16 protein-coding genes are annotated in these 22,508 nt (G+C 40.4%); 10 read left to right on the top strand and 6 right to left on the bottom strand.

Annotated elements, in window-relative coordinates; genetic code table 11:
- Positions 1-39 precede the first annotated feature (39 nt).
- Positions 40-837: a DUF2057 family protein gene (locus tag G3R48_RS11175; protein WP_153664105.1), complete on the top strand. Its 798-nt coding sequence runs from the start codon at positions 40-42 to the stop codon at positions 835-837.
- 264 nt (positions 838-1,101) lie between these two features.
- Here the strand turns inward: G3R48_RS11175 and G3R48_RS11180 are convergent, their stop codons facing one another.
- Positions 1,102-1,488 carry a hypothetical protein gene (locus tag G3R48_RS11180; RefSeq protein WP_212593316.1) on the bottom strand — a complete coding sequence of 129 codons (387 nt, stop codon included), beginning with the start codon at positions 1,486-1,488 and terminating at the stop codon, positions 1,102-1,104.
- Between the two features lie 403 nt (positions 1,489-1,891).
- Between G3R48_RS11180 and G3R48_RS11185 the strand changes: the two genes are divergently transcribed.
- Positions 1,892-3,748 carry a monovalent cation:proton antiporter-2 (CPA2) family protein gene (locus G3R48_RS11185; RefSeq protein ID WP_153664107.1) on the top strand — a complete coding sequence of 619 codons (1,857 nt, stop codon included), beginning with the start codon at positions 1,892-1,894 and terminating at the stop codon, positions 3,746-3,748.
- 202 nt (positions 3,749-3,950) lie between these two features.
- Here G3R48_RS11185 and G3R48_RS11190 read toward each other — a convergent pair whose 3' ends face one another.
- Both G3R48_RS11190 and G3R48_RS11195 read right to left on the bottom strand, forming a co-directional pair.
- The gene (locus G3R48_RS11190; RefSeq protein WP_153664109.1) at positions 3,951-7,067 is read right to left on the bottom strand and encodes a multidrug efflux RND transporter permease subunit; all 3,117 of its coding nucleotides are present in this window, start codon (positions 7,065-7,067) and stop codon (positions 3,951-3,953) included.
- Complete coding sequence (locus G3R48_RS11195) at positions 7,067-8,185, bottom strand: efflux RND transporter periplasmic adaptor subunit (RefSeq protein WP_153664111.1); 1,119 nt, start codon at positions 8,183-8,185, stop codon at positions 7,067-7,069. Before G3R48_RS11195 ends, G3R48_RS11190 begins: the two co-directional genes overlap by 1 nt.
- A 662-nt stretch (positions 8,186-8,847) precedes the next feature.
- Between G3R48_RS11195 and G3R48_RS11200 the strand changes: the two genes are divergently transcribed.
- The 4 genes from G3R48_RS11200 to G3R48_RS11215 all read left to right on the top strand — a co-directional run bounded on the left by G3R48_RS11200 (position 8,848) and on the right by G3R48_RS11215 (position 16,054).
- Positions 8,848-9,273: a DUF4339 domain-containing protein gene (locus G3R48_RS11200; protein ID WP_153664113.1), complete on the top strand. Its 426-nt coding sequence runs from the start codon at positions 8,848-8,850 to the stop codon at positions 9,271-9,273.
- Between the two features lie 67 nt (positions 9,274-9,340).
- On the top strand, positions 9,341-10,288 hold the full coding sequence (locus G3R48_RS11205) for a DUF4339 domain-containing protein (protein ID WP_153664115.1): 948 nt from the start codon (positions 9,341-9,343) through the stop codon (positions 10,286-10,288).
- Positions 10,289-10,592: 304 nt separating this feature from the next.
- Positions 10,593-12,047 (top strand): DEAD/DEAH box helicase, encoded by a 1,455-nt coding sequence (locus G3R48_RS11210; RefSeq protein ID WP_153664117.1) that lies wholly within the window; start codon positions 10,593-10,595, stop codon positions 12,045-12,047.
- A 524-nt stretch (positions 12,048-12,571) separates the two neighbouring features.
- Complete coding sequence (locus G3R48_RS11215) at positions 12,572-16,054, top strand: hypothetical protein (RefSeq protein ID WP_153664119.1); 3,483 nt, start codon at positions 12,572-12,574, stop codon at positions 16,052-16,054.
- Positions 16,055-16,190: 136 nt separating this feature from the next.
- Here the strand turns inward: G3R48_RS11215 and G3R48_RS11220 are convergent, their stop codons facing one another.
- On the bottom strand, positions 16,191-16,523 hold the full coding sequence (locus G3R48_RS11220; RefSeq protein WP_194823879.1) for a hypothetical protein: 333 nt from the start codon (positions 16,521-16,523) through the stop codon (positions 16,191-16,193).
- A gap of 482 nt (positions 16,524-17,005) precedes the next feature.
- Between G3R48_RS11220 and G3R48_RS11225 the strand changes: the two genes are divergently transcribed.
- On the top strand, positions 17,006-17,233 hold the full coding sequence (locus tag G3R48_RS11225) for a cytochrome c3 family protein (RefSeq protein ID WP_153664121.1): 228 nt from the start codon (positions 17,006-17,008) through the stop codon (positions 17,231-17,233).
- Between the two features lie 94 nt (positions 17,234-17,327).
- On the opposite strand, the gene G3R48_RS11230 is transcribed toward G3R48_RS11225, so the two are convergent.
- Both G3R48_RS11230 and G3R48_RS11235 read right to left on the bottom strand, forming a co-directional pair.
- Positions 17,328-19,061: an alpha-amylase family glycosyl hydrolase gene (locus tag G3R48_RS11230; RefSeq protein WP_228497424.1), complete on the bottom strand. Its 1,734-nt coding sequence runs from the start codon at positions 19,059-19,061 to the stop codon at positions 17,328-17,330.
- A gap of 36 nt (positions 19,062-19,097) precedes the next feature.
- Positions 19,098-20,066: an aldo/keto reductase gene (locus G3R48_RS11235; RefSeq protein ID WP_153664125.1), complete on the bottom strand. Its 969-nt coding sequence runs from the start codon at positions 20,064-20,066 to the stop codon at positions 19,098-19,100.
- Between the two features lie 151 nt (positions 20,067-20,217).
- Between G3R48_RS11235 and G3R48_RS11240 the strand changes: the two genes are divergently transcribed.
- The 3 genes from G3R48_RS11240 to G3R48_RS11250 all read left to right on the top strand — a co-directional run bounded on the left by G3R48_RS11240 (position 20,218) and on the right by G3R48_RS11250 (position 22,207).
- Positions 20,218-21,102: a LysR family transcriptional regulator gene (locus tag G3R48_RS11240; protein ID WP_153664127.1), complete on the top strand. Its 885-nt coding sequence runs from the start codon at positions 20,218-20,220 to the stop codon at positions 21,100-21,102.
- Between the two features lie 222 nt (positions 21,103-21,324).
- Positions 21,325-21,615: a putative quinol monooxygenase gene (locus G3R48_RS11245; RefSeq protein WP_153664129.1), complete on the top strand. Its 291-nt coding sequence runs from the start codon at positions 21,325-21,327 to the stop codon at positions 21,613-21,615.
- A gap of 412 nt (positions 21,616-22,027) precedes the next feature.
- Positions 22,028-22,207, top strand: a complete 180-nt coding sequence (locus tag G3R48_RS11250) for a PA3496 family putative envelope integrity protein (RefSeq protein ID WP_153664131.1) — start codon at positions 22,028-22,030, stop codon at positions 22,205-22,207.
- Positions 22,208-22,508 lie beyond the last annotated feature (301 nt).

Here is a 22,508-nt window from a genome sequence, read left to right on the forward strand (position 1 = left end):
TAGCAATGATTTTTAAAACATTTACCTGAGAGATTGATTATGCCAAACGTTAAACAGTCATTGATTGATGCGTTAACTTATTTATTGTTACCACTAACACTATTGTCGTCATTGGCATCGGCTGCTGAAAACGTGACCGTGAATTACCCTAATAATATTGAAATGATTGCCGTAAATGGCAAATTAACTGATGAACCGCAATCGGTTTCAGTGCGCTTTAGTGCCAACACACTTAAACCGATACAGCTCGCCTTTCGACTGAATACCTCTTATAACGAGCGCGGCAATCGATCGCAATTTACCTCTAATTTACTGATCGCGACTTTTACGCCAGCTCATGCCGGCCAATATCAATTAAGCGTTGCTCACGTGCGCTCGTCCAAAACCCAAAAACAATTTAATCAAGCGCCCCAAATAACCCTAAAAGATGATCAAGGTAATAACCTTGCCCTCAAGAGTCATCAATTAAGTAAAAACGGTTTTCAAATAGGCCGTGATTTTGATGCTGAAATAGCAACATTTAACCGCAGTAATCATGCCGCAGCCGTACTTGATTTTGCGAGTATGGCGATGAACAACATGCCAACCAATCAAGCTATGCCTCAAACACACACAGGGACAACCAATGCTAACGTAGCAGGAGCAGCCACATCATCAAGACTCATCTCGCCTGTCGTTGGGATGTCAGTTATCACTCCACCAGGGAAACAGCCTACGCCGACACCTAACATTAAAACCACCGCTCAAGATCAGGCTGAAATTCTTCACATGCTCAATTATTGGTACAATCAGGCAAACCGAGAAACCAAGGCGACATTTAAACAACAAATTAACTAGCTAATATTTTTCATGCAGGCAATACAACAGCAAATATTGGGTTAACGCATCATTGCTAGGTAATAACTAACCGGATTTCAAACGCTGTAGCAGACAATAGATAGGTTTACTTTGATAGCGGCTTTATTGGAAACCTATTGTCGTTAGACAGCGGTTTAAAAGTAGCGACAAAAACCAAGCACAAGGATTAAAATGAAGCAGTAAGCCTGCTTTTAAAGGCCGTTAATGATTGGATAAACGGCCTATAGTAAAGAAACTGAACGCTTATTTGTTGTCAATTTCTGCCAGCGGTGTAATCGTAATTCGCTCTTGATTCGATAATCTAATTTGGACACCATCAACCGTTGTAATACGCTGCATCTCAATGTCTTTTTTTCGAACTTGATAAGTTTGGGTCTTTTGTTCAAGTGGCGAGGTTATTGTAACATTAACGATAATATTGTCTTGATACCAACCCCAGCCCCAATAAGCCACCGTCGCCGATAACGACAATAAAATTAAACAGTAAATGCTCAATTTAGCCCCAGAAAAGCGACCTTCATTAGCTAATTCATACTTGGTTGTTACCTGTTGCTGTTTTTTACGCCCATGACGTAAATACGTCATCGCTCCAACTATCACCAATATCGTAATTAAAAGTTTGGTCAGCACAGTGATACCCTAAAAAGACAAAAAAACAGTGTAACCTGAATTGCAGTTAAATACTGTTATCCATCACAAACTTGTGTCGTTAAACAATTCAATTTGCATGGCAGTGTTTGACGCCTGTTTATCTGCACTTTTGAGTGGGTCTCGTTAACTTTTTCAGTAATTAAAAAGCAGCACTCAGTGAGTGTTCCTGAGCGATGAAAATAGCAACGTCTAACCCAGCTAATACTTTTCAATCCAACCATGCAAAAAACCTGTCTTAGATTATTATTTAACAAGTGAGTCATTAAGCCAAAATTAACTTGAAAATCAATGCCTGAAAAAGGTAACGTCCTGTTACAGGTTGACTCTTTGTGGCATTTACCTCCATTCACCTCACATGTACGCACTTAAATAAGGGAACATTATGTTAGAAATGGCGGTCATTTACCTCGCAGCGGCGTTAATTGCCGTGCCATTAGCAAAGCGATTAGGCCTAGGTTCAGTATTAGGTTATTTATTAGCAGGTATACTCATCGGCCCTTTTTTACTTGGCCTAGTCGGCGATCAAACTGACATCATGCATTTTGCCGAGTTTGGCGTGGTCATGATGCTATTTTTGGTGGGACTAGAATTGCAACCCTCACGGTTATGGAAACTACGTCATTCCATTATTGGATTAGGTGGATTACAAGTCGCATTAACCAGCATAATATGCTTCGCTATTGGGTTATTTTTATTCGAACTAAAATGGCAAACTGCACTTGCTATTGGCTTAATGTTATCGCTGTCATCCACAGCAATCGTGTTGCAAACACTCACTGAAAAAGGCTGGATAAAACAAGAAGCCGGACAAAATAGTTTTTCGGTGTTGTTATTTCAAGATATCGCCGTCATCCCTATTTTAGCGCTAATGCCGTTACTGGCTTTTGTTGATATATCGGCCTCAAGCCATAACCACAGTGCCAGTTTGGTTGCCCACTTCCCCGCTTACATACAAGCCATTATTTCGTTAACAGCCATTTCAGGTATTTACTTTGTCGGTAAATACATCAGTGCGCCATTATTTCGTTTTATTGCTGAAACTCAATTGCGTGAGCTCTTCACCGTTGTGGCGTTATTCTTAGTCATTGCCATTGCAGTGGTAATGCAAAAGGTAGGGTTATCTCCCGCTTTAGGTACATTCCTCGCAGGTGTTGTCTTGGCAGAAAGCGAATTTAGACATGAACTAGAAGCTGATATTGAACCTTTTAAAGGTTTATTGTTAGGGTTGTTTTTTATGACAGTGGGGGCGTCGGTCGACTTCCCATTATTAATGGATAAATTGTTATTAGTGCTTGGCTTAGTGCTTGGCTTAATTATCATTAAAGCCTTGGTACTGTTTAGTTTAGCTCAGCTATTTAACATGCGCGCTCGTCAAAAATGGTTATTTACTCTCGCACTTGCGCAAGGGGGGGAGTTCGCTTTTGTTTTATTATCATTGACCTCTGCAATGCATATCCTATCGCCAGAACAAAATAGCTTAATGACCTTAGTTGTGGCCATTTCTATGTTACTTGCCCCTATCTTGTTAACGGCCTACGAAAAAGTCATCGACCGCAAAACTGAAACAAAAGCCGAATTTGATAGCCCGCATGAAATAGAAGCGACTAAAAATGTCATTGTGGCAGGCTATGGACGATTCGGACAAATCATCGGCCGCTTTATGCAATCACAAGGTTATCACCTTTCTATTTTGGACCACAGCCCAAGCCAAATTGAATTATTACGTCGTTTTGGTAATCCGGTATTTTATGGCGATGCCGCTCGTCATGATCTACTTGAAGCGGCAGGTGCAAGCCAAGCCCAAATGTTGGTCATTGCCATTGACGATCCAGATAAAATTCTAGATATCATTCATATTGCCCAAAAGTACTACCCTAACCTGACCATCGTAGCCCGTGCCGTTGACCGTCGTCACGCCTATAAGCTCATCAATCTTGGAGTAACAGCATTTAAACGTGAAACATTCGACTCCGCATTAAGCCTTGGTATCCAAGCGCTGACGTTACTGGGCAACACCAGTGAGCAAGCTGAACGTGCAGGTAAGTTATTTGCTGAACATGACAATGAGTCTTTGGCTATTTTGGCAGATGTATGGGGAGATGATCACAGTTATGGTGTGGCAATTAAACAACGCCTTGAAGATTTAAAACAGGTACTTGATCAAGACAATAAAGAACAAAATAAACTTAATACCTGCAACGGTGAAGATTGCCAAGATGCCAGCCATTATCATGGTTAATCAAACGAGCACTCATCTATTATTATTAAGAAACATTTGCTCACAATTAACCATAAAGACTGAAGACGATAGTCAAAGAGTTAACCCATTAGCTACAAATGGTTTCAAAGCTAACTTCAATTTAGTGTTATAAAAACACCTAAAAAAGGGCAAGTGAACTGTGTTCACTTGCCCTTTTAAAAGCCATTTTGTGAAAACGCGTTTATGTTTTCGCCTCATCCAGTTGGCGTTGCTGCGCTTCTATTGCTTGAGTTAATTGCTTCTCAACATAACCTGGCGAATGCGTTGCCGCCGATAACAAGCGATACATTGCAGGGATAACAAATAAGGTGACAACCGTGGCAAATGCCATACCGAAAAACACGACCGTTCCCACCGCAATCCGACTTTCTGAACCTGCCCCTGTAGATAAAATAAGTGGCATCGCCCCAAATAACGTCGTAAATGTAGTCATTAAAATAGGCCGTAAACGTCTTGCTGACGCATCGACAATCGCCTGCTCTAACGCCACCCCTTTATCTCGTAATTGGTTAGCAAATTCGACAATCAAAATACCATTTTTAGTCACCATACCTATCAACATAATGGTGCCAATTTGGCTATAAATATTGAAACCTTGCCCAGTTAAATATAAACCGAAGAAGCCACCAAAAACTCCCATTGGAACAGTAAACATCACCACCAACGGATTAATAAAACTTTCAAATTGAGCCGCTAACACTAAATAAGCAATCAATAGCGCTAAACCAAATACCATAAATACACTGCTTTGGTTTTCTTTAAATTGCTTCGATTCACCTGTATAGGCAATATTGATATCTTTAGGGAGTTTGTCGATAGCTTGCTGGTCAAGAAAATCGAGCGCCTCACCTAAGGTATAACCTTCACCTAAATTGGCACTCAAAGTGATCGATTTTTGTTTATCAACATGGCTTAATCGATGCGCCGAAGCAACTTCTTCAACATGGGTAATACTGTCTAGGGTGATCAATTTTCCTTTGCTTGTACGCAAATAAATTTGGCTTAAATCACTAACACTATTAAAGCTGTCTTCATTGCCGCGAAGGTAAACATCATATTCTTTGCCACGGTCAATGTAAGTGGTTTCAGTGCGACCTCCCAGCATAATCTCTAGGGTGTCAGACACATCTGCTACGCTCACACCAAGCTCTGCCGCCCTTTGCCTATCAACCGTTACCAGCAATTCAGGTGTTGTTTCGGCATAGTTCAAATCTGCACCATCTAAAATAGGGCTGGCATCAGCGGCTTGTTGAAGCACTTGCGCCCATTTAAATAATTCTTTGTAATTAGAGCCGCCTAGCACAAATTGCACGGGCTCACTTGAATGGCCTCTAAAACCTGGGAGCATAGGACGGACTTTAACATCAGGTAAACCATGTAACGCCTTAGCCACCATATTCAATGCTTGCTGGGCATTTTTATCACGTGACTTCCAATTCTCTAATTGAATAATAACAAAACCAGTTTGATCGCCTGCTCTACCACCAAAAGCGGGGGCTTGAGTGCTAAATGAGCGAATAACCCCATTACCAAGTAACGGCATCAAGCGCGCTTGAACAAGATCCATATTTTTGCTCATGCGATTGTAACTGGTGCCTTCAGCGCCTTTTACAAAGGCAAAAATAACCCCACGATCTTCTTGCGGCGCTAATTGTGACGGCACCTGTTTTAACAACCAACCACTGCCAACAATACAAGCTAATATCACCAATGGTGCCACATATTTAAACCTTAACGCTCGGGCAACACCACGACGATAATACACCTCCAATCGATTAAACACCGTGTCAATAAAGCGATTAAATCGATTCGGTTTAACATTGTTTTTTAATATCTTACTGCCAAGAACAGGTGTTAAGGTCAGCGCCACCAGTGAGGAAAATAATACCGAAACCGCTAACATGACAGAGAATTCAGTAAATAATAATCCGACCATTCCATCCATAAATGAAATAGGTAAAAACACCATGACTAACACAGCAGTCGTTGCCATTACCGCAAAGCCTACCTCTCTGGTGCCTTTATAAGCCGCCAAAATAGGTGGTTCACCTTTTTCAATATGATGGAAAATATTCTCAACGACCACAATGGCATCATCGACCACTAAGCCAATAGCTAAAATTAATGCCATTAATGTTAATAAATTCACTGAAAAGCCAAGACTATTGGCTGCAATGAATGCAGCAATAAGCGACACCGGCACCGTTACCGCAGGGATCAGTGTGGCTCGCACCTGTCCAATAAAAATATACAGCACTAAAATCACTAACGCCGCAGTAATTAATAAGGTGTTATAAACCTCTTTAATAGAATGAGAAATGAAAACTGTTGAGTCATAATCAACGACTAAGGCCGTTCCTTTTGGCAAGAACTGCTGCATATTATCAACTTGTTGATGAATCAATTTTGCCACATCAAGCGGGTTGGCATCAGACTGCGCTACAATGCCTAAACTAAGGTTAACAACACCATCACTTTTAAAGGTAGAGTTTTCATTTTTCGCGCCAATAAACACTTTCGCGACATCTTTTAAATATACCGGTTTGCCATCATCAGTGGTGCGCACAACAAGGTAGTCAAAATCTTCAGGGTGATTATATAAACGCGCAGTTCGTACCGCCATCACCGTCGTGTCGTTACGTACTTCGCCACCGGGTGTTTCAAGGTTTTCTTTTTTTAATGCCGCTACAATGTCATTGGCCGTGACGTTTCTACCGGCCATCAGCTCAGGTTTAAGCTGCACATACATCACTTTATTTAAGCCGCCCATGATAGATACAGAGCTGACACCAGAAATCAGGTTAAACTTATCTTCAAGTACCCTTTTTGAATAGTCGGTTAGCTGAGTTCTATCCATTTCAGATGAACTCAAATTGACATAAATTGATGGAGAACCTGACCCGTTATCTTTAGATACAATAGGGTCATTGGCTTCATCAGGTAATCTGCGCTGCGCCCTTGAAACCGCATCGCGCACATCACTGACTCCCTCGGTTAAATTCCAACCCAATAAGAAAGTTATCGTTACCCGAGACATACCATTACGTGTTACCGAAGTAATATCGTCAATGCCACTAATGCCAGTCAATTGGTCTTCTAAAGTCGTGGTAACTTGGCTTTCCATAATCGAAGCCGAAGCACCTGGATAGGTTGTCATAACCGTCACCACGGGACTTTCAACATCTGGCATTTCACGAATAGACAATTTAGATAATGACACTAAGCCAAAAACAGTCAGTAATAAACTTAAAACAATGGCGACAACAGGGCGTTTAACCGAGACATCAGACAGCCACATTAGCTTTTCTCCACAGGCATATTTTCAGACACATTACCTTTACTGGCTACATCCACACTTGGTTGGTCATCACTTGGGACAACGTTGACATTTAAGCCATCACGCATATTAACTAAGCCTTGCACAACAACAAGATCGCCAGCGTTGACCCCCTGAGTAATCAGCACTTCATTATCAACTCGTGCACCAAGTGTCACTTGGGTACGCTTTACTACATGACGGTCATCAACAAGATACACAAAACGTTTAGTACCTGAATACTCAATCGCTTGCACAGGAATAACCGCCTGGGAAGTAGCTGGAAAGGTCAACTTAGCTGACATCATCATTCCCGGTTTCAAGTGTTGCTTAGGGTTATCAAATTGCACTCTGACGCGTAAATTTAACGTGTCTTGATTAATACGAGTATCAATGGCAATAATTTTTCCTATGAAAGTCGTGTTTGACCAAGCATGAGTTTGAGCAGAAACGGTCATCCCAGTTGATAATTGCGACAAATATTTTTCAGGTACTTGCAAATCCAAACGCATTGACGATAAATCATCAAACGCTAATAAATCACTTCCAGCAGTAATCATTTTACCTAGGCTAAAATCAATTAAGCCTGCAGTGCCACTAAAAGGCGCTTTTAACGTGTGATAATCAAGTTCTGACTGCGCAGCAGCTAAACGTGCTTTGCCCATATCAACACTGGCTTGTTGGGCGGCAATTTCAGTTTGGGTAATTGCATTTTGATTACTGAGCTTAAGATACTCATTTAAAATACGTTTTTGATCAGCAAGATAAGCTTTCGCTTCCGCTACAGCAGCTTTAGATTTACCGTGCTCTAACACCACTAGCGTGTCGCCTGCAGCGACTTGATGATTCTCACCAATATCTATTTGGCTGATTTTCCCTGCAACTTGTGAAGATATGTAAACTGAGCGTTCCGCTTGTAAATTGCCAATTAGAGAAATGGATTGAGCCAACTCTTCTTCTTGCACCACACTCGTAACAACAGGAACAGCGCTTGTTGTTGAGCCAGTAGGGGCGTGAGGATCACGAGCAACAGCATTGCCGACAAATAAAGTGAAACTGACCATACTTAATGAGATAAAAATAACATGCCACTTTTTCATAAATCCTATCCAATCGCCTGAAACGGTAATATTATTCATTTTAATGATTTAAATGGCTTTAATAAGTAAAGCTAAGTAAAGCAAGTGAAATATCATTTGAACAAGTAAAAATCACACCAAGCAGTCAACATCTCCCCCACAAAACTTCACCTTGTATCAATACAAAATAAACCCGCGTAAAAAAATGATCACAACCCCGTTTTTTAGCCCGCCGCCAGCGATGAAAAAACTGTGTTAAGACTCATAACGATCACCGTAATTAACACTCATATTTTCCCATACATACACTAAGTATTGGTAATAACAGCGCTAACAATAAATGCATTAAAGTGAATAGCCTCAAGAATTATTTGTATGATTAGCGCCAATATCAAAATACTGTTTTTAGTCCTTAAATTTCAAAAACAGATCGCTGCGATCGTGACGAGATCAACCTCTGCAGTCAGGGACATGAATCACCACTAAAATAAATTCAATTGAATGCCGTTCAATGGTAGCGATGTGAACAAAATTAAGTTAATGTAACAAAAATGTTTCGGTGCTATTAGATTACCTATCAAAACAGCCTTTTATGTACCCTGTTTATCCAAATTGGCTGCACCATAACATTATGAATTGTATAAATAATTCTTGTTAACACTATTAAGGATAAGAGTGAAACTATGAAAGAGTGGTATTTCTCAAATAATGGTGAGGTAACTGGGCCGCTAGGACTAGCAGCGTCAAATAAGTTTATCAAAGCGAATCCAGATACCTACGCATGGCACCCATCTTATGCACACTGGATCCCAATTTGCGATGTTGAAGAATTCGACATGATTGCATCCCCACCGCCACCACCAATTGAAGTTCCTCAAGAACTGATCGAGAGCATGCTGGCTAAAGAACAAGAACTCAATTCTGCATTAAATAGAATCGAAAGCACATTACAGGTTATACATGGTTCGCTTAATGACCTTGATAGAGACTCAAGTCGCTGTAAAACCACAACTCAGAATTTGAACGAACAAGTTAAAACTACGCTTCGAAGTGTTAATGAGCAGTATGCCGCATTGCAAAAGAATCTAGCTGGTGTTTCTGATAACTAGCCGATGATGCAATTTACCCTGTAAGGCTTAACACATACTGATTAACCCCAAATAAAGAATCATAATTATGACTAAATGGTTTATATCACAAAATGGCGATGTCACCGGTCCCATTTCAGAAACAGAAGCAATGGCATTAGTGCAAACTGCACCTGATTGCTATGGCTGGAATCCTTCTTTTACGCACTGGAAGCCTGTTGGTTCAATTGCTGAATTTTCAGCACTTGTCCCAGCAATTACGCCACCGGCTCAAATACCACAATCAATGATTGACGGCTTTGCCACTAAGAAACAAGAGTTGTTCACCAAGATGGAAGCGATGGAAGATGTGGTTAAGTTCACCAAAACCTATCTTTACGAACTTGAGCAAGAGATTAATATATACAAACGCCTCACCAACAACTTAACCGATGAAGTCAAAGGTAATATTCGTCCTTTTGAACAAAAACATGATAGTTACCATGTGACGTTTGACGAATTAGTGAATGCACTTAGCATTGCCAAGGCTGAAGTACATGACGTGGTTAATGAGTTTGAAAAACGTGTCGCACAACGTGAAGCGGAAACACTCGCAAGCCAATCAATTTCACCTGCAGCGGCTAATATTGCCGACTTACATGACAATGTTGCAGAGATAAAACCGCGAACAGCTGCGGTTGATAATGTTGCCGTGCGAGTAAAACCTAAGGATGCAACGGCCAGTTTAGACCCCGTAGCACAGTCGCCTAAAAAAGAGACGAAGCCTAGCGTCGATAAAATTGAATTCACTGAAGAATTAACGCAAAAGCAACAGCCCACAGAAACCAAAACAGGTATGACAGGGATCCTCAAGTCAGTATTTAAAGGTGATGCAAAAAAGTCGGATAGCCAAGTCGCAAGCAATGTCACCACGTTGACGACTGGCAAAGACAAAACTCATACTGCTGATGTTGAAGAACCTCAGTTAATCGGTGAAGAAGAAACTGAAGCTGAAAAAGAAAACCGCATGAGACGTCGCAGTAGAAGAAGACGTTAATCTTAATCACTGAGTGACAATCTAAAGGTTAATCATTTGATTAACCTTTTTTATTGCTCAGCGATTAGCATCAAGCACAGTTAACCACTTAACCTGCTCAGATATCGTCTGTCACCAACAACAGATAACGCCAGCCCCAACAAGCAAGCAATATCATTTAATGTTATTATTGCGCCACGCTTTAAAGGTGAAGCGTTAATACACGCTCCCCTTTTACTAACAGCAACTTGATTACACACATTTTTAGCATACATTTATTAACATAAACTCATGCTTTGTCATCAACACAATCTGAGACACCTCCATGCCATTTGCACATTTAGGGTTAAGTGCCCCTATCACTCAAGCATTAACCGACTTAGGCTACCAAGCGCCCACGCCTATTCAAACTAAAGCAATCCCAGTGGCATTAGCGGGGAAAAACCTAATTGCAGCAGCACAAACGGGTACCGGTAAAACAGCCAGCTTTGTTTTGCCAATACTAGAGCGCGTTATTGAACAACAGCCCGTGAGACCAAAGCGAGTTAAAGCCTTAATTATTGCGCCCACTCGCGAGTTAGTATTGCAGGTAGAAAAGAATATTATTGCCTACAGCCAACATCTCCAGATTAATACACTGGCTATGTATGGTGGCGTTGATAGCAAACAACAAAAGCAAAAAATGTTAGATGGTATACATGTCTTGGTTGCAACACCAGGGCGTTTATTAGACATGTATACTCAGCGCGCAGTCAGATTTGATGAGCTTGAAGTATTAGTACTAGATGAAGCGGATCGCATGCTCGACATGGGGTTTGTTGATGACATTAACCGCATTATTGAACGTCTGCCTGAACAGCGCCAAAACATGTTGTTCTCAGCAACGTTGTCAAATCCAGTTCGCGCACTTGCTAAAACCACCATTCATAAGCCAGTGCAAATTTCATTAGTTCATGATGAGAATGCGAAACCGCAAATTGAACAATGGGCAATTCCTGTCGATAAAGACAAAAAATCAGCATTATTAAGCCAATTAATTCAGCAACATCAGTGGCAAAAAGCGCTAATTTTTATTGAAACTAAACATGGGGCAGCCAAATTAGTTACCCAATTAGAAAAACGCGGCATTATTGCGCAAAGCTTCCATAGCGGTCGCAGCCAAGAAGTACGAGAGCAGGTTTTAGCCGACTTTAAAGCCGACAAAATACAATTTATTGTCGGCACAGGCGTTGTTGCTCGTGGTATTGATATTGACGACTTACCCCTAGTGATAAATTACGATTTACCGTACCCTGCAGATGAATATATTCACCGTATTGGGCGTACTGGTCGAGCAGGTGCAACAGGGCAAGCAGTTTCATTGCTATCAAAAGATGACTTTAAAAACTTCTGCGCAATTGAACGTCGTTTAAAACAAATTATTGAGCGCCGTATAGTTGAAGGGTTTGAGCCTAAAAAAGCCCTGCCGGTTTCAGACTTAAACTTTGTACCTAAAAGCAAACCAGCAACCAGTAGAAAATCATCTCAACAACGACCTACCGAATTAGCCAAAAGCCGTGGAGCTAAAGACCACAAGGTTAATAAAATTAATAATAACAAAAAAGGTTTACCAGAAAAATTCACTAATAATTCTTTCAAAACAGACTCTTACATAAATAAATCAACAAAAACACATTCAAATAAAAACCATACTGAATCCAACGCTAAAAATAATACCGCTACGCAAACTGTCCCTAATGGCAGTGGTAGCTTTAATCCATGGGACAAAAGTAACAACTAACTCTCCCCCCCTAAAGCAACCACAACACATAATAATTTGGGTAGTGGTTGCGATTCCCTCCCGCCAACATCATCGCTAACCGCCATCAAAACATCAGTCGTTTGCGTTTAAATTAGACTTTACTTATTTGCAAAAGCGCCCATCGAAACAAATGATAACAAAATGTTAAAAAATGTTTGATAAACAGCGTGAACATAAGGTATCTTGTGACCAGTAGTAGGGAAAAAAGACACTAAAATCATTTGTTTTATTGATGAAATTTCTGCAAAAAATAGGTTATGAGTGAACTGACATTTGCCCAGTATGCGTTCATAAAAACCATCACAAATAATGATGTTTCGCGCCTATGTAACTCGATGCAACATGGCGTAGTCATATAATGAGCAGTCATCAAACAATGATTATTTAAGGAAGAATAAAATGATAACCCTGTTCAGTCTTTGCAGTGCTGTTTCCTAAGACGATAAACCCGAAAAGTTAGTTCATCGCCTCAGCAGTCGACAACATTTGCAGGAAGAACCGCAATGAATGCCACCAGTTCAAATCAACAAAACAACATTGTTGAAGAAATTAAAAATAAAGTATTAGAAATTGATGCGTTGCGTCATGGTAATAAACACCCCGAAAATATTGATCTCCCATTAGATTACGTTGAAGCGCTCGACGAAATCACCAGTATTGATCGACAAGAAATTGAAGAAATCGCTCGCAATGTTATCGCTAAACACAAAAACATTGTCAGACCGACGGTAAAGAAAAAACAAAAATCCAAAGAGCGCGGTATCAATGAATGGCTAATTAATATTTCAGCCGTATTAGTCATCAGTGTTTTTATCAAAGTCGTCTTTTTATCTGATGAACAAGCAAGCGATCAAAAACAGCCGTCTTTATTCACTCGTATCGCTAAAGTTGACTACTCAGGTATGCTTGATACTGCAACTGGCCACTTAAATGGAGCGGTAAGTTACATATCAGAATTAATAGCGACGTCGACGCCCTCAAATCAAGCGACTGCAGTCATTTCATCTACTGCAGCAAATATCTCAAACACGCCACCAGCAACTAACACCAACAATCATGAACCAACACTTGCCCACAATCTTGAGATTGCACAGCCAAACAATGCCAATGAACTTATGACCTCCTCACAAACAGGCAGTCGACTAGATTCTGATGTCGCCAAAATCAATCCAGACACATTCGCGTTAAATTCAACCGTAAACCAAGTTAAAGCCAGTGATATGGCAAGTAACAACGCTCGTGATGTGGTTAAATTTGATGACCAGACACAAGAATTACCGATGGCTAATATAGCAACGACTCTAGTAGAAAATTCAGTCGAATCAGTCACTATTGCAGCAAATCCGGCTGATACACCAGCAATAATCGTGACCGACAATCAGTTACAACAAGCAACGACCAACAGCATTATTGCTAAAAATATTGAGCCTGAAGCAATAAGCAAAATTGAAAACAATGTGGAAAATTTATCAAATATTCATCGCGACGATTTGGCTGTTAATGCAGATAACTCAAACAATGTCGACACTTCAGTTAATACTGACAAAACCAAAGTCACAGCAAATAATAGTGCGCAAATAGCCGCTGAAAATACAGTTGAAAATACAACTGATGCCTCTTTAGAGGTTCTCACTGACAAGGCAAACGAATTAACCACCGAAACCGACATATCGGCAACAGAATCGACACTGCAACTGGCCGCTGATTCTTCAGAAGCGCATATTGCTGTGGACGCGAATACAGATGTTAATACCATTAACAATATGGATAACAGGGTGTTTTTAGCAAAAAATACACCTCAAACCGCTGAGGATGATCAAATTGCCAATAAGCAGCAAGTAAACGATCAAAAACGCATTGATAATACGCTAACCTCCGAGCCCAGCCTATTTGATCAATTAGTGGCTTCATTCAATCAATGGATCAATACAGCCCCCGACAACACAACAAAAGTGGTAACAACAGCGCTTAACGAACAAACAAAAACAGCTATTAAACTAATCGAGACGGCCGATAACCTTGCTGACAACACTTCAGGCCTCAATGAAGTACAACCTGCAGCAACGCTCGATTTAGCCGATTCTCAAGCACCCATTACGACCGAAACAACTGAGCTAACGGCACTAACAGAGCTAACAGATCAAAACAACGAGGCTCCATTGCTAGCCAATAAGCTTGCTGACAACACTTCAAGCCTTAATGAAATACAACCTGCAGCAACGCTCGATTTAGCCGATTCTCAAGCCCCCATTACGACTGAAACAACTGAGCTAACGGCACTAACAGAGCTAACAGATCAAAACAACGAGGCTCCATTGCTAGCCGACAACCTTGCTGACAACACTTCAAGCCTTAATGAAGTACAACCTGCAGCAACGCTCGATTTAGCCGATTATCAAGCCCCCATTACGACTGAAACAACTGAGCTAACTGAGCCAACTGAGCTAACGGCTCAAAGCAACGAGGCTCCATTGCTAGCCAATAAGCTTGCTGTAACAAATAGCAGTCAGAACAACCAAGATGCGCCTGCAACCGAGCAAATCGCAAGCACTAAGAGCACTGCGACAGTAATGAGTAAGCTTGATACCCCTTCAACTGACACTCTCAATACATCACAAAGTGAAAACCAAAGCATTCAAGCAAATGCCGCACAGCCAACAACCGAAGCTGCAATCTTGCAACCCCAGCTAATCGCTACAACTAATATTGCTGCTACTGACTCTATTGATACCGCCACAGCTGACACAAATATCATCACCGCAGTAAATGACACTGCTGAAACTATTAAGCCGTCAAACGTTGAAGTAACTGCTATAACCACTAACGATGACACTCTAGCTAACTCGTCTATAACACCTTTAAACACCAATGAGTCAATCGTTGCTGGCAATAATGCAATTGAATTAGAAAGCAAACCAGTACAAGATACCGCAATTGAAACAACAGCAAATACTGTATTAACAGCTGTACAAGCTAATGCCTTAAGCACTAAAAATGAAGCCGTTAGCACGCAAGTTACAACCGTATCAACTGCAACACTTGAGGCTGAACAACTTATTGTTAATACCTCCAGTGTGGCTAATACAAGTGCGCCGACAAAAGCAATCAATGAGTCAGCCGTTCTTACCGCTGACTCAACCGCGCCAAATGACAACTTAATGACTCAAACTGAAGAGGTCAGCGTCCAAGCATCATCACTTAAGAATGATAAAATAGCCCAGTCAAACTCAGCGCCTATCACTTACGCTCCAATATCGACCGCTCCCCCCACATTTGACCAAGCTCAATCAACAGATTCATTCGCTTTAGCTCAAGCAAAAAAAGACAATGCAATCGCATTACAAGAGAACCAAACAGATGCCGAGTTAGACGAGTTACTTAATATTGAAACCGCTGCCATTGGCTCCGTTGTGCCACAAGACGTTGAACAAAATGCGTTACCCAATGCACAACGCAGCGATCAAGAAGCGAAGACATTAGAAACTGAACCCTTCGTCTTTGAACCATTAACAAATCAACCAATGACAACGACCGTCATGGCACAAAAACGTGCAAAGCCCACTATCGACGCGACCAACACAAATAACCAAGTGGATATGACTGAACAACTCAGCACCATTGTCGAGATGGCCGAGCTTGCTAAAATGTCAGTCTCTGAATTTTATCTGTTTAAAAATCGCTTACCAAAACCAGAGGACAATATCGTATTGCCGGTGAACTACTTTAAAGCTCACCCTATGGTTAACAGTATTTATTTATCTGATAACAGTCATTTAGTGGTTGAGTTAACTGATGATTTTGGACAACAGACACAAATAGCATTTGTGCCCAATATTTCAGCACAAAGCAACTTAATTGATTGGGATTGTGACACCAATATTCATCCCAACTTAATTGCTAACCCTACTCAATCGGGCTGTACGATGAATACAACAACCGCGGCAAATACAGAAGCGGTATTATCAAGCTCTACGGCATTAAAGTAATCAATCGGTTAACTAGCGACGTCAATGGCGCAAGTTAATCTGTATGACATTGTTAGATAAGGGCGTCATTAACAGCCAATAAAAAACGGAGCAAATGCTCCGTTTTTTATTGGCTGATTTCAGGTATTGACCTTTATCAATGGTTTTCCATCGTTTCGCATTGATATCCTTGGCGCATTGAATCAAATCTACAGCGTAAACCACACTGCCAAGGCACTTCACCAAACTTATAAGACAAGGTTTGCGAAAACGCTTTACAGCTTTGGTAATCATTAAAACCGGTTTTCATTTCATAGGCGGCAGACTCGTAACCATTTTTATACACAAATGCAGTCCAGTTTTCAGGCGATTTTTTTTCATGAGAATGGTTAATTGTCACCACAGCTACAATCACAGCAATTAATAACCCAACAGCTAAAACAATTGAGCCCCACTGGCTTAAGCGAGACGTTTGATGACTTTTTGACATGTCAGCTTTTTACCCTATCTATATTAACTGCATATAGCCTAGCGCTTTTCATTACACAAACCTAATTGAAGTATCAAGAACGTGATTTAGCGAATCATCATGCACGACTTAATTACACGATTTAGACCATCCCCCACACATTTGTTCTCGCACATTACTGGGTTATATTTATGTGATTTACCCTACAAAAAAAGACTTCAATCCACAAAATTAATACTCACTTAATACCCAATGACAAAAATAGCTAGCGAAGGTTAAAGCACACATCATTTCAATGATTTGCAAAATGGTTTTATCACTAACGTTTGCCAAAATATTGTCATGAGGCTCTAACACTACCAATAATGCGCTTATAAACTACCCATATGTTTCGGTTTAAAGTAATGGAATATTGTAATACGAGATGGGTTTTATTGGTTCAGCATTTGTATTTGGCCAAGCGACATTGCTTGGTAGCCACAAACTAATGAAACTGGAGTACTATGAAATATTTAGCATTTATTGCTGCACTTACTTTTACGGGTTCTGTATACGCTGTTGATTGTGTTGAGTGCCATGAAAAAGTGAATGTTGAAGAACATACTGAAATGGACGCAACAATGGCAACGTGTAATGACTGTCATGACATGGACAGCGCACATGAAATAGATAAAGAAGTTCATACTCCTGAGCTAACTATCAAAGAATGTGCTGATTGCCACGAGCAATAAACAAGTATTCGATATAAAAACGGTGAGCATTAGCTCACCGTTTTTTTTACTGTAAAAACCATATGACCTGTTAGCACAATCGCAATAATTAAGTTTATAGACGCTCATAAATAACATAACTTAACCGCGGCAAGATCAGGTAAAAGGTATCATCAACTTGCTTAGCGGATTGTGCAGCAAGAATGGGCACGAAACGTTTGCCCTGCAAAGAAAATGACAACTGTTTTTGTACTGTGCCGCTATTAAATACAATCAGCCATTCTTTACCGATAGACTCATCGACCCTAGCAAAAGCAAATACCGGGTTGTTATGCTCATAAAACCTATCTTGGTATTCACCTCGGCGTAATACTTGATGGTTCTTTCTAAATTGGCTCAGACGCGCAATTGCGTTGTAAATCGGATGTTGTTGATCAAAATTATCATCAGCAGTCGATGCTGTTGTACCCAATAAAACATTGTCGTTATAACTCACCACTTTCGACTTAAACATATCCTCGCGAGCATAAATATCATTACCATCACCAGTAAAACCTTGCTCATCACCATAGTAGATAACCGGAATTCCCCGAGACAACATCATATAAGCATGCGACAAAATACTCCGCTGTAGTTTATCGGCATCACTTTGAGTCGCATCATGTTGATTAATAAAATATCCGCTTCGCCCCATGTCATGGTTACCCAAAAACGTCATCAGTAAATCTGCGCTGCTGTCATCATCATCATAAAGTGAGTCTTGCTCAAATAACTCTTTAGCTAACATAGGGCTTTTTCCTCGATAAAAGATATCCGCAGCCACTTGCTGGAACGCAAAGTCTAATACTGACGGCAGCTTACCTTCTGTCGTGTAACGGCTTAACGCTTTAGGAGACGTGTCATAGACTTCACCAAAAACATGAAATTTAGGAATACCAACTGCATGAGCATGGTCAATAATCGCGGGGCTAAAAGCCTGCCAAAATGCCATATCAACATGACGCACGGTATCAATTCTAAACCCATCTGGCTTGAATTCAGTAATGAGGTTTTGATAGATTTCTATCATCCCTGCAATCACTTGTGGATGACTGGTATTTAAATCATCTAAACCGCTAAAATCACCGTTTAAAGAGCTTTCTCCCTTAAAGGTGCTATCACCTTGATTATGGTAAAACTTAGGGTTGTTTAACCAAGCTGGCTTTTTAACTTGCTTTTCCCTTGGTAATACAAACGGCGTATAGCGATCACCACTGGCTAATTGGGCAATCGATTTATACTGACACTCTTGCAGGCCAACCTGGTAAGTACCGTCTATCTGGTGACATTGTTCAAACTTAATCACATCTGCAGTGTGATTAGTGATGATGTCAAAAAAGACTTTAATACCTTTATTATGAGCTGCATTAATCAATTGTTTTAAATCATCATTAGAGCCAAAGTGCGGATCAATTTCAGTAAAATCAACAATCCAATATCCATGATGCGCGATACCATCATGTTGAATCGCTTTATTGCGTAAAATGGGGGTCATCCAGATGGCCGTCACCCCTAACGATTGAAGGTATTCAAGTTTATCCTCAATCCCTTTAATGTCGCCGCCATGGAAGCCGCGCTCAGAATATGGGTCAAAACCACCGTGAGATTCACCCGGGCTCACACTGCCATTATCATTACTTAAATCGCCATTGTTAAACCTATCAGGCATAACAAAATAAAAAATATCGTCACGGACATCCCTGAGTAAGTATTTTTCATAGATATCAACCATTGGGTCTACTGATTCCGTTTGCGCCCACACCAATCGACAACCGGTTATCAACGTCAAACCAATCAAGATTACAGCCATTAAGTACTTCATTTACTCTTGCTCCATAGTCAATTGTTACGGTAACGCTACGCCCTTGGCGCTGACATATAATCCATACCATTGTCCACGCGTTAACGTGACCTTAGGCGCTTGGGCACAAGCATTAATGCGTTCGATATTGGTTGTGCCAATAACAGGTTGGATAAGCGCCGGATGCTGCATTAACCAAGCAATCACAATCGCCTCTGCACTGACCTGATATTGCTTGGCATATTGCGCCACCAATTGCGCGGTTTGCTTAACGCCATAAGGCTGATCACTGATTGGTGCGCCGCTATAAATGCCTTGGCACAAACTTCCCCAGGACTGAATTTGCACATGGTTATCAGCACAATAATTAACAAGCCCAGCATTGAAGTTAGTGTCTTTGCCTTGCACATTACCGGCGTACACACCTTCATCTAACCATGCATGTTGTTGCAGACTCACTTCAATTTGATTTAACACTAACGGCTCAGATAAAGCCGCTTGTATTTGTTGCATTTGGTGCTGGTGCATATTCGACACACCTAAAAATTTAACCTTACCAGCTTGTTTCAACCTTAAATATGCATCTGCAATTTCATCCGCTTGCATTAACGGATCGGGACGATGTAGCACTAACACATCAATATAGTCAGTTTGTAGGCGTTTAAGGCTTTGTTCCACACTATAAGTAATCCAGTTTGCTGATAAATCATAACGCTTAGGACCGAATTCATCTTCAAAACGAATACCGCATTTGGTTTGAATAATCATATTGTCACGATCATTTCGCTGCTTTAACGCTTGGCCAAACACCTGTTCAGCCTTACCTAAAGTATAAATATCGGCATGATCAAAATAGTTAATGCCATTATCTAACGCGGAATCAATCACTCGGTTAGCTTGGTTAACTTGCTCAGCAGTATAAGCCACAGCGTTCCAACTACCGCCCAACCCCATGCAGCCAAATACAATTGAGCTAGCATGAGGAAGGTAACGACGAATGGGATAATTTTTCATAAGGCGCAACTTGTTATAAATGTGTTACATAGTGTACTCAATAAGCTGTCATGAGAAAGAGCAAAAACCAAAATCATTATTTGTTATAACGATCAATAAACCACTACAATTCACGCAATCGACTTGTTGATAAGGATGAGATACAAAAAGGATGTTAAGAGAACACAAAAAGTTTGAACGATTATTCTTATTTGCTGAAGTGGCCCGCCAACTGAGCTTTACTGAAGCGGCAAACACGTTGGGAATATCACGCGGTTATTTATCTGAACAGATTAAACAGTTAGAGCAAGAGCTGGGCCGGCCGTTGTTAATACGCTCTACCCGCAGCGTGAAACTCACCGCCCAAGGTCAATTAGTGTTAGCGCGTATGGGAAGCATTAAAAGCTCATTAATTGATCTTGACCGCCAGATCCGCCATGATCATGCAAGTTTATCAGGGCAAATTCGCATCACTGCCCCCAGTTTATTTACGCAACGTTTTTTGTTACCCATTTGCCGTGAGTTTAATCAAGCTTACCCTGAGGTAACGCTCAGTATCGATTGCAGCTACAAAACCCATGACCTCACCCAAAATGATTATGACCTTGCCTTGCGAGCAACCAATAATCCCCCACAAAATATGGTGGCGAAAAAGCTTTATCAATACCGGCATATTTGCTGCGCTTCACCTCACTACCTTAAACAATTTGGCATCCCGACATCAATCGAGCAACTACAGCAACATCAATGTTTAACGGCAATAGAACATGAAACCTGGTGGTTAAACAAACAACCACTTAACATCAAGCCGCAAATATCTATCAATGACAACCGCATGTTAAAAACGCTGGCATTGCAACATCATGGAATTATTTTAGTACCCGAATATTTAGTTGATGAAGATATTGCCCAAGGCAAATTAGTCACCGTATTACCTGATGTCATCACTGAGCGCTTTAACACCTACTTAATACATCCACAGCTTATTGATCAATCAACAAGGCTGACAACGTTTATTCAATTTACCAAACAGTGGATAGCACAACATGCCGTGTAAACATAAACAATCACCCCAATACAAAGCCATTAGCCGGTGGCGAGACAACACACGGCGATGACCTTCGTATTTAATAAAATATAACAAGTAATAAAATATTATTTTCAAAATATTTTTGACAATAATTCAATCTCAAAGCGGTGTTTAACTTATCTAAAAACGACTATTCTTTAACACATCGAAAGACATCATTGAAAATATTACACATCAAAAGGTATCAATATGAACAAATTAACTATCGTTGCTAACATCGTTGCTAAAGCTGATAAAATTGAATTGGTTAAATCAGAACTATTAAAACTGATTGAAGTGACACGTGCTGAAGAAGGCTGCATCAATTATGACCTTCATCAAGACCATGAAAATCCAGCTCATTTTATGTTCTTTGAAAATTGGCAATCACGCGACTTATGGCAAGTGCATATGAATAACCAACACCTTGCAGATTACGTTGCGGCAACACAAGATGCAGTAGAGTCTTTTATTGTCAATGAAATGACCCATATCGCTTAAGCCAAAAAAGCCAATACCCTTGTCTCTCATCAAGGTGTTAAAGCAGTCAATACTCAGCCTGATAATTGCATTGTTATCAGGCTTTTTTAAAAGCTCTCACTCTGCTAATTGCTATTTAACCTCACACAACAAACCAACATTAACATTACCTTTTGCCATCAACTCCGTTAAAAATGTGCGATAGATCTCAAGATAAGCAACTTTTGTATAAATAAATACGCATACAAATACATTTGTTAACTGGATCGCATTTTTCTTATTTTCGCCCTGATAAATTTCAGCTTCAGCACTCACTAATATTCTGTGTTTATTTGTCAACACTCGTGAGTGAATTTAGGATATAAACTTTAATATCAATAGCATAAATCAAAATAAACCGAGTTACCCATATGCACTTTTGAGGATATTATCTATGGCACAATTAATTAACGCGATACCCAATGACGCAGAAATCAATGCAATGACTCAGCCTAAAAACCCACAGGCTGCAGAAGAATTACAACATCGAAAATGTGTGAAAAAACGCCTCGATGAGTATTTAGAAGCACAGCAACTTAAACGTGCGATGGGTGATGATGATTTTTGGGCATAACGGCATGACATTATATCTATTAAAGAGGGATTTGTTGGCGCCGCAAATTCCTCTTTAATTGCAAACATTTCCAACATAAGTTATCTATATTCATTACCTTACGCCAGTTAAACCAGCATCCAAACGTTGGCATTTATTCAACCTCTCCCCTCTTTATTGTAACTTAGTGACCACAGCGTCCTTCAACTCACCTTCTAATCTAACAATGCTAAACCCAGTCAATTAATTGCTCAGTTCGTTTAACCAATAGCTTATTTAAGCCATCTATAACCACTAATTTATCTACCGCAGTCAATGATAT

Origin of the sequence: Shewanella intestini, from assembly GCF_018221465.1 — a bacterium.
Classification (GTDB): Bacteria; Pseudomonadota; Gammaproteobacteria; order Enterobacterales; family Shewanellaceae; genus Shewanella; species Shewanella intestini.

Excerpts from the sequence above, each read along its gene's own strand:
- G3R48_RS11190 (WP_153664109.1), bottom strand. The coding sequence starts at position 7,067 with ATGTGGCTGTCTGATGTCTCGGTTAAACGCCCTGTTGTCGCCATTGTT.
- G3R48_RS11200 (WP_153664113.1), top strand. The coding sequence starts at position 8,848 with ATGAAAGAGTGGTATTTCTCAAATAATGGTGAGGTAACTGGGCCGCTA.
- G3R48_RS11210 (WP_153664117.1), top strand. The coding sequence starts at position 10,593 with ATGCCATTTGCACATTTAGGGTTAAGTGCCCCTATCACTCAAGCATTA.
- G3R48_RS11245 (WP_153664129.1), top strand. The coding sequence starts at position 21,325 with ATGAACAAATTAACTATCGTTGCTAACATCGTTGCTAAAGCTGATAAA.
- G3R48_RS11175 (WP_153664105.1), top strand. The coding sequence starts at position 40 with ATGCCAAACGTTAAACAGTCATTGATTGATGCGTTAACTTATTTATTG.
- G3R48_RS11230 (WP_228497424.1), bottom strand. The coding sequence starts at position 19,061 with ATGGCTGTAATCTTGATTGGTTTGACGTTGATAACCGGTTGTCGATTG.
- G3R48_RS11195 (WP_153664111.1), bottom strand. The coding sequence starts at position 8,185 with ATGAAAAAGTGGCATGTTATTTTTATCTCATTAAGTATGGTCAGTTTC.
- G3R48_RS11225 (WP_153664121.1), top strand. The coding sequence starts at position 17,006 with ATGAAATATTTAGCATTTATTGCTGCACTTACTTTTACGGGTTCTGTA.
- G3R48_RS11250 (WP_153664131.1), top strand. The coding sequence starts at position 22,028 with ATGGCACAATTAATTAACGCGATACCCAATGACGCAGAAATCAATGCA.
- G3R48_RS11215 (WP_153664119.1), top strand. The coding sequence starts at position 12,572 with ATGAATGCCACCAGTTCAAATCAACAAAACAACATTGTTGAAGAAATT.
- G3R48_RS11240 (WP_153664127.1), top strand. The coding sequence starts at position 20,218 with ATGTTAAGAGAACACAAAAAGTTTGAACGATTATTCTTATTTGCTGAA.
- G3R48_RS11205 (WP_153664115.1), top strand. The coding sequence starts at position 9,341 with ATGACTAAATGGTTTATATCACAAAATGGCGATGTCACCGGTCCCATT.
- G3R48_RS11235 (WP_153664125.1), bottom strand. The coding sequence starts at position 20,066 with ATGAAAAATTATCCCATTCGTCGTTACCTTCCTCATGCTAGCTCAATT.
- G3R48_RS11220 (WP_194823879.1), bottom strand. The coding sequence starts at position 16,523 with ATGTCAAAAAGTCATCAAACGTCTCGCTTAAGCCAGTGGGGCTCAATT.
- G3R48_RS11185 (WP_153664107.1), top strand. The coding sequence starts at position 1,892 with ATGTTAGAAATGGCGGTCATTTACCTCGCAGCGGCGTTAATTGCCGTG.